At 67.6% G+C, this 12,174-nt stretch carries 12 protein-coding genes; 7 read left to right on the top strand and 5 right to left on the bottom strand.

Annotated elements, in window-relative coordinates; genetic code table 11:
* Positions 1–72: 72 nt before the first annotated feature.
* On the top strand, positions 73–1,239 hold the full coding sequence (locus A5744_RS03035; RefSeq protein WP_240562947.1) for an acyltransferase: 1,167 nt from the start codon (positions 73–75) through the stop codon (positions 1,237–1,239).
* Here A5744_RS03035 and A5744_RS03040 read toward each other — a convergent pair.
* The 4 genes from A5744_RS03040 to A5744_RS03055 are packed head-to-tail and all read right to left on the bottom strand — an operon-like array spanning position 1,205 to position 5,063.
* A complete protein-coding gene (locus A5744_RS03040) occupies positions 1,205–2,686 on the bottom strand; it encodes an AMP-binding protein (RefSeq protein ID WP_076058243.1) in 1,482 nt (493 codons plus the stop codon). The genes A5744_RS03035 and A5744_RS03040 overlap by 35 nt on opposite strands.
* Positions 2,687–3,664, bottom strand: coding sequence for a phosphotriesterase-related protein (locus A5744_RS03045; RefSeq protein WP_076058245.1), 978 nt, complete (start codon positions 3,662–3,664; stop codon positions 2,687–2,689). It lies immediately after the preceding gene.
* Positions 3,665–3,716: 52 nt separating this feature from the next.
* Positions 3,717–4,163, bottom strand: coding sequence for a nuclear transport factor 2 family protein (locus A5744_RS03050; protein WP_076058247.1), 447 nt, complete (start codon positions 4,161–4,163; stop codon positions 3,717–3,719).
* A gap of 39 nt (positions 4,164–4,202) precedes the next feature.
* Positions 4,203–5,063 (bottom strand): hypothetical protein, encoded by an 861-nt coding sequence (locus A5744_RS03055; protein ID WP_139331215.1) that lies wholly within the window; start codon positions 5,061–5,063, stop codon positions 4,203–4,205.
* Between the two features lie 125 nt (positions 5,064–5,188).
* On the opposite strand from A5744_RS03055, the gene A5744_RS03060 reads away from it, so the two are divergent.
* The 5 genes from A5744_RS03060 (at position 5,189) to A5744_RS03080 (ending at position 10,266) form a co-directional block, all read left to right on the top strand.
* The gene (locus A5744_RS03060) at positions 5,189–5,551 is read left to right on the top strand and encodes a YciI family protein (protein WP_240562950.1); all 363 of its coding nucleotides are present in this window, start codon (positions 5,189–5,191) and stop codon (positions 5,549–5,551) included.
* Entirely contained in the window at positions 5,548–6,756 is a 1,209-nt protein-coding gene (locus A5744_RS03065) for a sigma-70 family RNA polymerase sigma factor (protein WP_205866280.1), read from the top strand. The genes A5744_RS03060 and A5744_RS03065 overlap by 4 nt, the downstream gene beginning before the upstream one ends.
* Positions 6,757–6,820: 64 nt before the next feature.
* Positions 6,821–8,518, top strand: coding sequence for an acyl-CoA dehydrogenase family protein (locus A5744_RS03070; RefSeq protein ID WP_076058252.1), 1,698 nt, complete (start codon positions 6,821–6,823; stop codon positions 8,516–8,518).
* A gap of 141 nt (positions 8,519–8,659) precedes the next feature.
* Positions 8,660–9,328 (top strand): TetR/AcrR family transcriptional regulator, encoded by a 669-nt coding sequence (locus A5744_RS03075; protein WP_076058254.1) that lies wholly within the window; start codon positions 8,660–8,662, stop codon positions 9,326–9,328.
* The gene (locus A5744_RS03080; RefSeq protein ID WP_076058256.1) at positions 9,325–10,266 is read left to right on the top strand and encodes a R2-like ligand-binding oxidase; all 942 of its coding nucleotides are present in this window, start codon (positions 9,325–9,327) and stop codon (positions 10,264–10,266) included. The genes A5744_RS03075 and A5744_RS03080 overlap by 4 nt, the downstream gene beginning before the upstream one ends.
* 4 nt (positions 10,267–10,270) lie before the next feature.
* On the opposite strand, the gene A5744_RS03085 is transcribed toward A5744_RS03080, so the two are convergent.
* Positions 10,271–11,647, bottom strand: coding sequence for an NADP-dependent succinic semialdehyde dehydrogenase (locus tag A5744_RS03085; protein ID WP_076058373.1), 1,377 nt, complete (start codon positions 11,645–11,647; stop codon positions 10,271–10,273).
* 91 nt (positions 11,648–11,738) lie between these two features.
* Here A5744_RS03085 and A5744_RS03090 point away from each other — a divergent pair, with 91 nt between their 5' ends.
* Entirely contained in the window at positions 11,739–12,173 is a 435-nt protein-coding gene (locus A5744_RS03090) for a nitroreductase family deazaflavin-dependent oxidoreductase (protein WP_076058258.1), read from the top strand.
* The last annotated feature ends 1 nt before the right edge of the window (position 12,174 follow it).

The raw sequence follows: 12,174 nt of genomic DNA on the forward strand, positions 1-12,174 counted from the left end.
CAAACCCGTTTGACCCTAACAGCAGAATTTAAGGTCTCGGCTTACGAACCTAGCGACAGGCAGACTGTCAACGTGAATGATGACCAGCAGGTGGGCGGCGTCCGCAGCTTCCTGCCCGCCGTGGAGGGGATGCGCGCGTGCGCGGCCATGGGCGTGGTCGTCACGCACGTCGCCTTCCAGACGGGCCATTCGAGCGGTGTCACCGGCAGGTTGTTCGGTCGCTTCGACCTGGCGGTGGCGGTGTTCTTCGCCTTGTCGGGATTCCTGCTGTGGCGTGGTCACGCGGCGGCCGCACGGGGTCTGGGATCGCGCCCGCGCACGGGCCACTACCTGCGATCGCGGGTGGTCCGCATCATGCCCGCCTATCTCGTCGCGGTGGTCGTCATCCTGTGCCTGCTGCCCGACTCCAATCACGCCAGCCCGACGGTATGGCTGGCGAACCTGACGCTCACCCAGATCTACGTGCCGCTCACCCTGACCGGCGGCCTGACCCAGATGTGGAGCCTCTCGGTCGAGGTCGGCTTCTATCTGGCGTTGCCGATCCTCGCGCTGCTGGCCCGACGCATCCCGGTCCGCGCCCGGATACCGGTGATCGCCGCGTTCGCCGCGCTCAGCTGGGCCTGGGGCTGGGTGCCGTTCGCGCATGCCGGCTCCGGTATCAATCCGCTGAACTGGCCGCCCGCGTTCTTCTCGTGGTTCGCCGCGGGCATGCTGCTGGCGGAATGGACCTACAGCGGGATCGGGTTGGCGCACCGGCTGGCGCGACGCCGCGTGCTGATGGCCGTGATCGCCGCGCTGGCGTACCTGGTCGCGGCCTCCCCGCTGGCCGGCCCGGAGGGGTTGATTCCGGGCACCGCCACGCAGTTCGCGGTGAAGACGGCGGCGGGTTCCCTCGTCGCTTTCGCACTGGTCGCGCCGTTGGTGCTGGACCGGCCCGATACGCCGCACCGGGTGCTGGGCACCACCGCCATGGTCACGCTGGGGCGCTGGTCCTACGGGCTTTTCATCTGGCACCTGGCCGCATTGGCCATGGTGTTCCCCGTGATCGGGACCTTCCCGTTCACCGGGCGGATGGTCGAGGTGTTGGCGTTGACGCTGATCTTCGGATGGGCGATCGCCGCCGTCAGCTACGGGCTGGTCGAGTCGCCCTGCCGGGAAGCGTTGCGGCGCTGGGAGAAACGCGAGAAGCCGGCGGACGCCAGGGTCATAGACGCTGAGGCGGACGCAATCGCGCCATGATCTCGGCGCGGACGGCCGACCGCCGCGCCTTGCCGGCATCGTCGCGCAGCGGGGAGCCGACGAATTCGACGGTGTGCGGCACCTTGTACGACGAAATGCGTTCGCGCAGAAAGTCTTTCACGGATGCTTCGTCCAGCGCCGACCCGTCGGCGGTGTGCACCAGGGCATACGGCACCTGACCCAGGTCGCCGGCGTTCGGGTCGGGGACACCGACGACCAGGCAGGACAACACTTCCGGGTGGGCCGAGAGCGCGTTCTCGATCTCGGCGGGGTAGACGTTGCGGCCGCCCACGGTGAACATGTCGACGCGGCGGTCCGATAGGTAGAGGTATCCGTCCTCGTCGAAGTAGCCGAGGTCGCCCAGCGAGTCCCAGCCGTCGCGCGACTTCGCCGTCACGCCGATGTAGCGGTAGGTCGGCGCGCTGCCCGGGCTGGGCCGCATATAGATCTCGCCGACCACCCCCGGCGGGCAGGGGTTGCCGTCGTCGTCGAGCACCTTCATCTCCCCGGCGACCACCACGCCGACCGAGCCGCGGTGGGTCAGCCATTGGTCGCCGGAGATGAACGTCAAAGCCTGTAATTCGGTGCCGCCGTAGAGTTCCCAGACGGCTTCGGGGCCCAGCAACTCGATCCACGCCTGCTTGACGGCCGGCGGGCACGGCGCGCCCATGTGCCAGAACCGCCGGATCGACGACAGGTCATAGGAGCCGGGGTCGGCGTGGTAGACCGGCAGGGCCCGCTGCATGATCGTCGGCACCACAGTCAGGAACGTGACGCGATGATCGGCGATCAGCCGGAGGAACCCATGCGGGTCGAACCGGCTCATCAACACCAGGTGGTGGCCCATCAGTAAGCCGATCGTCGCGGTAGTGAAGCCGGTGTTGTGGGACAGCGGGATCGGCACCAGGGTGGTGTCGCCCTCCTGCGCACCGAGCGGATAGCCGATGGCCGGCGGAATCCGGCTGTCGCCGCCGGATTCGATGAGCTTGGGCCGCCCGGTGCTGCCGCCCGAGCCCATCGCTTTCCACACCGGCGAGACCGCCTCCGGCAACGCGGCGTCGGACAAAGCCGGGTCGGGAGCGAAACCGGTTGGCACGCTTGGGATGCCGGCGCGCTCGCGGCCGACGAGCAGGGCCGGCGGCCGCAGATCCAGCAGGCCGGCCAGCTCGGCGTCCGGCAGCCGCGCGGACAGCGGCTGGGGCACCGCGCCCAGCTTCCAGCACGCCACCGCCGCCTGGATCCACTCGATCGAGTTGGGCAGCACCATCGTCACGTAGTCGCCGACGCCGACACCGCGCTCGGCGTAGGCGCGGGCCAGCCGGTTCGTCGACCGATCGAGCTCGGCGCGGGTGATGGTCAGCCCGTCGCACGTGACCGCGGGCTCGTCGGGAGCGAGTTCGGCCAGCGCCGATATCTGCGAACCGATCGGGGGGACCGGCTCGGTCATTTAGTAAGCGCCTTGTCGCTCGAAGATGCGGCGCGGGTTGTCGACCAGCATGGTGTGCAGCTGTTCGTCGGTGACGCCACGCTCCTTGAGCGCGGGAATCACGTCGTTGTGGATGTGCAGGTAGTGCCAGTTGGGCGCGGCCACCGGCAACAGCTCCTCGGGGATCGCGTCGAAATAGCAGTTGGCGTCGTGGGACAGCACCATCTTGTCGGCGTGCCCGCGCTCGCACATCTGGGCCACCGTGTTCACCCGGTCCTCGAACGGCAGGAACACGTCGATGCCGAATCGGTCCATCCCGATGTAGGAGCCGGCGCCGATCAGCTCCTCGAGGTAGTCGAGGTCGGTGGTGTCGCCGGAGTGGCCGATCACCACCCGGCTCAGGTCGACGCCCTCCTCCTCGAAGATGCGTTGCTGCTCGAGCCCGCGCCGCATCCCCGCGTGGGTGTGCGTGGAGATCGGCACCCCGGTGCGCCGGTGGGCCTGCGCGACTGCGCGCAGCACCCGCTCCACGCCCGGGGTCACGCCGGGCTCGTCGGTGGCGCATTTGAGGATCCCGGCCTTGATGCCGGTGTCGGCGATGCCCTCCTCGATGTCGCGGACGAACATGTCGGTCATGATCTCCGGGCCGTCCATCGGCGTGCCCGGCCCCACGTAGTGGAAGCGGAACGGGACGTCGTTGTAGGTGTAAAGCCCGGTCGCCACAACGATATTCAGGTCGGTCGCGGCCGCGACGCGCGCGATGCGCGGGATGTAGCGGCCCAGCCCGATGACGGTGAGGTCGACGATGGTGTCCACTCCGCGGGCCTTGAGCTCGTTGAGCCGGTCGATGGCGTCGGCCACCCGCTTGTCCTCGTCACCCCAGGCCTCCGGATAGTTCTGGGCGATCTCGGTGGTCATGATGAACACGTGCTCGTGCATGAGCGTCACGCCGATATCGGCCGTATCGATGGGGCCGCGCGCGGTATTGAGTTCTGACACGTGACTGATGCTAGGGCGTGGCGAACGACTGTGGTAAGTGGTTTGGCGCGACTCAGGGCTCAAGGTCGGTGGCCGCGCGGTACGAGCCGTCCATGTAGAACGGCGTCGAGTCGTGTCGGTGCGTGATGAGCCACGACCCGTCGACGCGGCGCAGACCGAAGGTCGAGCGGATCCACAACGTGATCAATTGATCCTGACCAACGGGCGTCATCCTCATCTGGGTGAGGGTGTGCGCTAAGGCAAGGTCGCCGTCTTGGCTCACGACCGGGTCGCGGAAGGTGATCTGCACCGGGCCGTCGAATCCCGCGAACCAGGCGCGAATACCGTCGACGGTGCCGTACGGCGTGTCGGGGCCCTGCTGCAGTGGCGGCGCGAGCGAATACGCCACCAGATCGTCGGCGTAGAGCGCGAACAGGCCGTCCGCGTCATGCGCCGCATGCGCGGCCGCGAACTTGTCGAGGACGGCGTGAACTTCGGTTCCTGCGTGGCTGATCTTCATGGTGTGATCCCTTCTCCGTGGGCACCACGACGGGCGCCTTTAACCGGATGTCGAGGCTGGCTCGCCAGTTTCGACACGGGAGCGCAATACTTGGTCCTCGTCGGCAGCAAATGACACTGAAATGTCGCTGAGTTGAGCACAAATCATCGTCAACCCGGGGATGGGTCGATGCCCGGGCATCGCCAACATCACCCGGCGAAAGGTCGGAAAAATCAGCCCGTCGACCTCGCGGTGGCGGCAGGTGAAATGCGCGGCCTTCAGCGGGATCGGCAACAGCCGGGCGAGCAACCGCGCTTCGGCGAACACGTCGGGTAAGTAGTCGTGGCGGCGTATCAGCCCACGATCATCGATGTAGAAGGTCTCGCGGTGGCAATGCGAGTCAAATCCTTGTGGGTATTCGACCTCGAGCCGACGCCAGATCTCGTTGTCGCCTCGCCAGTCCTCGCCGCGCCGCACCTGAAATCCTGGCTGCGTCATGCGGTAGGGATGTGACATGTAATTCGACATCGCGTACCCCACGAAATAGGCCGAATCGATGACGTCCCACCAGCGGATGCGGCGGAACGCGCCGAGGCCGCCAAACCCACGCCGGGCTTGGGTGCGCCGCTCGATTGCCTCGCCGTGCGCCTCCACCAGCACCTCGTCGTGGGAGAAGGTGCAGGTGAGCTCGGGGCTCGGGAAGCCATGCATCACATTGCGAAGGCCGTGAATATCCACCTGCTGGTGGTAGTGGTAGTCCTCGAGTGGCCGACCCGGGAACTTCCACGTCGGCAACAACCCACGCACCTGTACGTGTGAGCTGACCGTTTGAGCCTTGGCCCAGCGCGCGGCTCCGCCATGGGCCTCCACCACCTCCGACAGCAGAGCAGCGCCTCGAGTCGCTGCGAGGTCTGACTTCATCGTTGGATCCCTTCTCCCGGGCTCCAGGAAGCGGAGCCTTTAAAGGGGTGACGAAACCGGCGAGCCAGTTTCGACACAGGAGCGCAATACTTCGTCCAAACTCACCGGAGGCCGTCGTGAAATACATGATCTTGATTCAGAGCAACCCGCAGTTCGTCGAGCGCTGGCAGGCACTGCCGAAGGAGCAGCGTGATCGATTCGGCCGCGACCACCTCGCGCTGACCGCCGAGCTCGCCGAGTCCGGCGAACTGGTGGCGAGCGAAGGTCTTGCGGATCCGGCGCTCGCGAAGCGCGTCACCGTCGCGGGCGACCAGACCATGATCAGTGACGGGCCGTTCGCCGAGGCGAAGGAGCACCTGGCCGGCTTCCTGCTCGTCGACTGCGACGGCGAGGACCGCGCTTTGGCGATCGCGGCGCGGGTGCCCGACGCCGTCTGGGGTTTCGTAGAGGTCCGGCCGGTGCTCGATTTGAGCGGGTGGGAGATGTGACGCCAAGCGAGGCTGCCATCGCCGGCCTGCTGCGCGAGCTCGCTCCACGCGTGCTTGGTGTGCTCGTGCGCCGTAATGGCAACTTCGACGACTGCGAGGACGCCGTGCAGGAGGCGCTGCTCGCAGCCGCGGTCAGCTGGCCGGTCGACGGCGTACCGAACAACCCGACCGGCTGGCTGATCACGACGGCGTCGCGGCGGCTGGTCGAGATCTGGCGGAAGGAGGCCGCACGTCGGCGCCGCGAAGACGCGTACGCGCTCGAGCCCGCGCCGGGCGACGTGTCACAGTCCGACGACACGTTGGCCCTGCTGTTCCTGTGCTGTCACCCCGAACTGTCCGTTCCGTCACAGGTTGCGTTGACGCTGCGCGCACTCGGCGGCCTGACGACGGCCGAGATCGCGCGCGCCCTGCTCCTGCCGGAGGCGACCGTCGGGCAGCGCATCAGCCGGGCCAAGGCACGCATCCGTGATACGGGCGCACAGTTTCGAATGCCCACCGCGTGCGAGCGCGACGAGCGGCTGCCCGCGGTGCTGCACACGCTGTACCTCATTTTCAACGAGGGCTACACCGCGACGTCGGGCCAGGCCCTCAATCGCGTGGAGCTGACTTCCGAAGCCATCAGATTGACCCGGCAGCTCCGCGTGAGCCTGCCCGACGAGGGCGAGGTCGCCGGGTTGCTTGCGCTCATGCTGCTCACGGACGCTCGACGCGACGCGCGCACCGGCCCGGACGGGTCGCTGATCCCGCTGGCCGAGCAGGACCGCCGCCGGTGGGACCGGACCGCCATCGCCGAGGGCATCGCGATCATCGAGGCGACGCTGCCAGTCGCGAAGCCCGGGCCCTACCAGCTGCAGGCAGCCATCGCCGCGGTGCACGACGAGGCCGCCGACGCCGGCGCGACCGACTGGCCGCAGATCCTGGCCTTGTATGACGTGCTCGCGGCCCTTGCGCCTGGACCGATGGTCGCGCTCAACCGAACCGTCGCCATTGCGATGGTGCGTGGTCCGGCCGCCGCCCTCGCCGAACTCAACGACGTGGCGGCGGACCCCGCCCTTGGTGGACATCATCGCGTCGATGCCGTGCGGGCTCATCTGCTCGATGAGCTCGGCGACCGAGAGGCTGCGCGCGAGTACTACCTTCGGGCGGCCCAGCGCACTCGCAGCCTGCCCGAGCGGAGTTACCTGCTGGCGCGCGCGACGCGCTGATGGTCAGCCGGCAGATTTGCCGGGCGCTCCCCGACGGCTGCGTTAGTGCAGTACCGTCCAGCGCATGTTGCTCAATCCCAACCACCTGCAACGCCGCTACCCGGACCGTCGCTCGGGCGAGATCATGGCCGCGACCGTCGACTTTTTCGAGTCCCGCGGAAAGGCCCGGCTCAAGCACGACGACCACGAGCGCACGTGGTACTCCGACTTTCTGGACCACGTGGGACGCGAGCGAATCTTCGCGTCGCTGCTGACGCCGGCCGCGTACGGCGCGCCGGACTGTCGCTGGGACACCTATCGGATCAGCGAGTTCGCCGAAATCCTGGGCTTCTACGGGCTGAGCTATTGGTATCCGTTCCAGGTCACCGCCCTTGGCCTGGGCCCGATTTGGATGAGCGACAACGAGGACGCCAAGCACAAGGCCGCGGCGCAGCTGGAGGCCGGCGAGGTGTTCGCCTTCGGCCTGTCCGAGCAGACCCACGGCGCCGACGTCTACCAGACGGACATGATCCTGACGCCATCGGAGAACGGCTGGGTCGCCAATGGCGAGAAGTACTACATCGGCAACGCCAACGTCGCCCGGATGGTCTCCACCTTCGGCAAGATCGACGGTTCTGACGAGTACGTGTTCTTCGCCGCCGACTCCCAGCACGACCGCTACGACCTGATCAAGAACGTGGTGAACTCGCAGAACTTCGTCGCCAACTACGCGCTGCGCGACTACCCGGTCACCGAGGCCGACATCCTGCACCGCGGGCCCGGCGCCTTCCACGCCGCGCTGAACACCGTCAACGTCTGCAAGTACAACCTGGGCTGGGGCGCCGTCGGCATGTGCACCCACGCCATGTACGAGGCGGTCACCCACGCGTCCAACCGCTACCTGTACGGGACCGTCGTCACCGACTTCAGCCACGTGCGGCGATTGCTGACCGACGCCTACGTCCGACTGATCGCCATGAAGCTGGTGGCCACCCGCGCGTCCGATTACATGCGCGGCGCCTCGGCCGAGGATCGCCGCTACCTGCTGTACAGCCCGCTCACCAAGGCGAAGATCACCAGCGAAGGCGAGCGGGTGATCACCGCCCTGTGGGACGTCATCGCCGCCAAGGGCGTGGAGAAGGACACCATCTTCGAGGCGATGGCCCGTGAGATCGGCCTGCTGCCCCGCCTCGAAGGCACCGTCCACATCAACATCGGGCTGCTCGCCAAGTTCATGCCCAATTTCCTGTTCGCCCCCAACGGCGAGCTCCCCGTGATCGGCCGCCGCGACGACGCGGCCGACGACTCGTTCCTGTTCGCCCAGGGACCCACCGGCGGACTGGGCAAGGTGCGCTTTCACGATTGGCGCGCGTCATTCGACAGCTTCGCCCACCTCGCCAATGTCGCGCTGCTGCGCGAGCAGATCGACGTGCTCACCGACATGCTCGCCAGCGCCACCCCGGATGCGGTGCAGCAGAAGGACATTGACTTCGCCTTCGCCGTCGGTCAACTCTTCGCGACGGTGCCCTACGCCCAGCTCATCCTCGAAGAGGCGGCGCTGTCCGGGGTGGACGACGCGCTGATCGACGAGATCTTCGCCGTGCTGGTCCGCGACTTCAACGGCTACGCGGTCGAGCTCAACGACAAGCCCTCGACGACCGACGCGCAGGCCCGCTTCGCGACGCGGATGATCCGCCGTCCGGCCCACGACCGCGCACGCTACGACCAGATCTGGAAGGAACACGTGCTGCCGATCAGCGGCGCGTACGCGATGCGTCCCTGACGTCGAGCCCCGCCGAGCGTGCGCCTGGCCGCACGCTCGGCGCCCAGCCTGCGGCTGGCCGCACACTCGTGCACCAAACACCTTGACTGTGAGCTAGCTCACCGTAGAATGACCAGTGGTCATCGACGCGAGGAGGCCACATTGCCGACGGTGACATGGGCACGAGTCGACCCGGCCCGCCGCGCGGCCGTCATCGAAGCCGCGGAAGCGGAGTTCGGGGCGCACGGATTCTCCCGGGGCAGCCTGAACGTCATCGCCCGAAAGGCCGGGGTCGCCAAGGGCAGCCTCTTCCAGTACTTCGCGGACAAGCGCGACCTCTACGCGTTCATCGCCGACATCGGCAGCCAGCGGGTGCGCGCCTACATGGAGGACCGCATCCGCGAGCTCGACCCCAGCCGGCCATTCTTCGACTTTCTCACCGACTGGCTCGACGCGTGGGTGGCCTACTTTGCCGACCACCCGCATGAACGCGCGCTGCACGCCGCGGCGACTCTGGAAGTTGACACCGAGGCCCGCGTCAGCGTGCAGAACGTCATCCACCGCCACTATCTCGATGTCATGCGCCCGCTCGTGCGCGACGCGCACAAGCGCGGCGACCTGCGTGCGGATTGCGACACCGACGCGCTGCTGTCGTTGCTGCTGTTGATCTTTCCGCACCTCGCGCTAGCTCCGTACATGCGCGGCCTGGACCCCGTCCTCGGGCTCGATGAGCCCACCCCGGAGCAGCCGGCCCTGGCCGTGCGCCGGCTCGTCGCGGTGCTGTCCGCCGCGTTCTCCCCTCAAGCCGTCCAGATCAAGGAGGTCACATGACACGCACGAGTTCAGGTTCCATGGTTCGGGGCGGGCTCAATTGGGACAGCTTGCCGCTCAAGCTGTTTGCGGGCGGCAACGCCAAGTTCTGGAATCCGGCCGATATCGACTTCTCCCGCGATCGCGCGGACTGGGAGGCGCTGACCGACGACGAGCGCCACTACGCCACCCGGCTGTGCGCCGAGTTCATCGCGGGCGAGGAGGCGGTGACTGAGGACATTCAGCCGTTCATGGCCGCCATGCGCGCCGAGGGCCGGTTGGGCGACGAGATGTACCTGACGCAGTTCGCGTTCGAGGAGGCCAAGCACGTGCAGGTGTTCCGCATGTGGCTCGACGCGGTCGGCATCACCGATGACCTGCACGAGTATCTCGAAGACGTCCCCACGTACCGCACGATCTTCTACGAGGAGCTGCCGGCCTGCCTCAACGCCCTGACGACCGACCCGTCACCGGCAGCCCAGGTCCGCGCGTCCGTGACCTACAACCACATGGTCGAGGGCATGCTGGCGCTGACCGGCTACTTCGGCTGGCACAAGATCTGCGTGGAACGCGGCATCCTGCCCGGCATGCAGGAGCTGGTCCGGCGCATCGGCGACGACGAGCGGCGCCACATGGCGTGGGGCACCTTCACCTGCCGGCGCCACGTCGCCGCCGACGACTCCAATTGGGAGGTCTTCGAAAACCGCATGAACGAGCTGATGCCGCTCGGGCTGCGCCTCATCGAAGAGGGCTTCGCCCTTTACGATCCGATGCCGTTCGGCCTGTCGGTGGACGAGTTCATGCAGTACGCCGCCGACAAGGGGATGCGGCGGTTCGGCACGATCAACAGCGCACGCGGGCGACCGGTCGCCGAGATCGACCTCGACTACTCGCCGGTGCAGCTGGAGGACACCTTCGCCGACGAGGACGAGAAGGCGCTGGCGGGCGCGTCGGCGTAGCCGCTCACCCGACCCAGACGGTCTTGGCGTTGCAGAATTCGCGGATCCCGAGGCCGGCGAGTTCGCGGCCGTAGCCGGAGCGCTTGACGCCGCCGAACGGCAGCTCCGGGTACGACACCGTCATGCCGTTGATGAAGACCTGGCCCGCCTCGATGCCGTCGATGAAGCGCTGCTGCTCGGCCTCGTCGTCGGTCCAGGCGTTGGACCCCAGCCCGAAGGTCGTGGCATTGGCGATCTCGATGGCTTCCTCGACACTTTCGACGCGGTAGATCGAGGCGACCGGGCCGAACACCTCCTCGGTGTAGAGCGCCATGTCCTTGGTGATGTCGGTGACCACCGTCGGCGGGTAGAACCAGCCGGGCCGGTCGAGACGCTCTCCGCCGCAACGGATTACCGCGCCGGCGGCGGCGGCATCCTCGACCTGCTTGGCGACCTCGTCGCGGCCCGACTCGGTGGCCAGCGGCCCCACGTCGGTGTCCGGGTCGGTCGGGTCGCCCACCCGTAGCCCCTGCATGCGCTCGACGAACTTCTCGACGAACGCGTCGTAGATGTCGGCATGCGCGATGAACCGCTTGGCCGCGATGCAGGACTGCCCGTTGTTCTGGACCCGGGCGGTGACCGCGGTCTTGACCGCCTCGTCGAGGTTTGCCGAGGGCATCACGATGAACGGGTCGCTGCCGCCGAGCTCGAGCACCGTGGGTTTGATCTCGTCGCCGGCGATGGCGCCGACGGACTGGCCGGCCGGTTCGCTGCCCGTGAGGGTGGCCGCCGCGACGCGGGGATCGCGCAGGATGGTCTCCACGGCGCTGGAGGGAACGAGCAGCGTCTGGAAGCAGCCGTCCGGGAAGCCGCCGCGGGCGATGACATCGGCGAGATACAGCGCGCACTGCGGGACGTTCGAGGCGTGCTTGAGGATGCCGACGTTGCCGGCCATCAGCGCCGGCGCGGCGAAGCGAACGGCCTGCCAGAGCGGGAAGTTCCACGGCATGATGGCCAGCACCACCCCGAGTGGCTGGTAGCGGGTGTACGCCTTTTTGGCGCCGACCTTCGACGCGTCGGCCGGCTCGTCGGCCAGCAGCCTCTCGGCGTTCTCGGCGTAGTAGCGAAAACCCTTGGCGCACTTGACCGCCTCGGCCTTCGCCGAGGCCAGCGTCTTGCCCATTTCCAGGGTCATCATCTCGGCGGTCTTGTCCGCCTCGGCCTCCAGCAGGTCGGCGGTGGCGTTGGCCCACTGCGCGCGCTGGGCGAAGGTGGTGGAGTGCCGGTAGTCGAGGAACCGCTCGTGGGCGCGCGCTATCGCCGCCTGGACTTCGTCGTCGGTTGCCGGGGTGAAGGTCTGGACTGTCTCGCCGGTGGCCGGGTTGATCGTGGCGATGGGCACGTTGGCATCCTTCATCTGGTGGGTTGGCGGGGGCGTCTGCTACCAGCCTGCCACTTCGACATGAACATCCCCACCCACCGCAGGAGGCATCATGACCGGCAGCGACGTCAGTGACTTCAATCGGCGCAACATCGAGGAGTTTCGCGCCAACCACGGCCGGATCGGGGGGCAGTTCGAAGGTGCCCCGGTCCTGTTGCTGCACAGCGTCGGGGCCCGCAGCGGCGAGGAACGGGTCAGCCCGATGATGTACCTGCCCGACGGTGAGCGCTACCTGGTCTTCGCCTCCGCAGCGGGCGCCGACCGCAACCCCGCCTGGTACTGGAACCTGGTGGCCAACCCCAACGCCAGCATCGAGGTCGGCGACGAACACCTCGACGTGCGTGCCGTCGAACTCACCGGCGCCGAGCGCGACGAGAAATACGCCGAACAAGCCAAGCGATACCCCGGATTCGCGGAGTACGAACGCAAGACCACCCGCACGATCCCCGTCCTCGCGCTGATCCCGACGGGGCCACACCGCGACTGAA

The sequence above is a fragment of the Mycobacterium sp. IS-1264 genome (assembly GCF_001954195.1).
Lineage (GTDB): Bacteria > Actinomycetota > Actinomycetes > Mycobacteriales > Mycobacteriaceae > Mycobacterium.

Excerpts from the sequence above, each read along its gene's own strand:
- A5744_RS03055 (WP_139331215.1), bottom strand. The coding sequence starts at position 5,063 with ATGAAGTCAGACCTCGCAGCGACTCGAGGCGCTGCTCTGCTGTCGGAG.
- A5744_RS03070 (WP_076058252.1), top strand. The coding sequence starts at position 6,821 with ATGTTGCTCAATCCCAACCACCTGCAACGCCGCTACCCGGACCGTCGC.
- A5744_RS03060 (WP_240562950.1), top strand. The coding sequence starts at position 5,189 with ATGATCTTGATTCAGAGCAACCCGCAGTTCGTCGAGCGCTGGCAGGCA.
- A5744_RS03080 (WP_076058256.1), top strand. The coding sequence starts at position 9,325 with ATGACACGCACGAGTTCAGGTTCCATGGTTCGGGGCGGGCTCAATTGG.
- A5744_RS03090 (WP_076058258.1), top strand. The coding sequence starts at position 11,739 with ATGACCGGCAGCGACGTCAGTGACTTCAATCGGCGCAACATCGAGGAG.
- A5744_RS03050 (WP_076058247.1), bottom strand. The coding sequence starts at position 4,163 with ATGAAGATCAGCCACGCAGGAACCGAAGTTCACGCCGTCCTCGACAAG.
- A5744_RS03040 (WP_076058243.1), bottom strand. The coding sequence starts at position 2,686 with ATGACCGAGCCGGTCCCCCCGATCGGTTCGCAGATATCGGCGCTGGCC.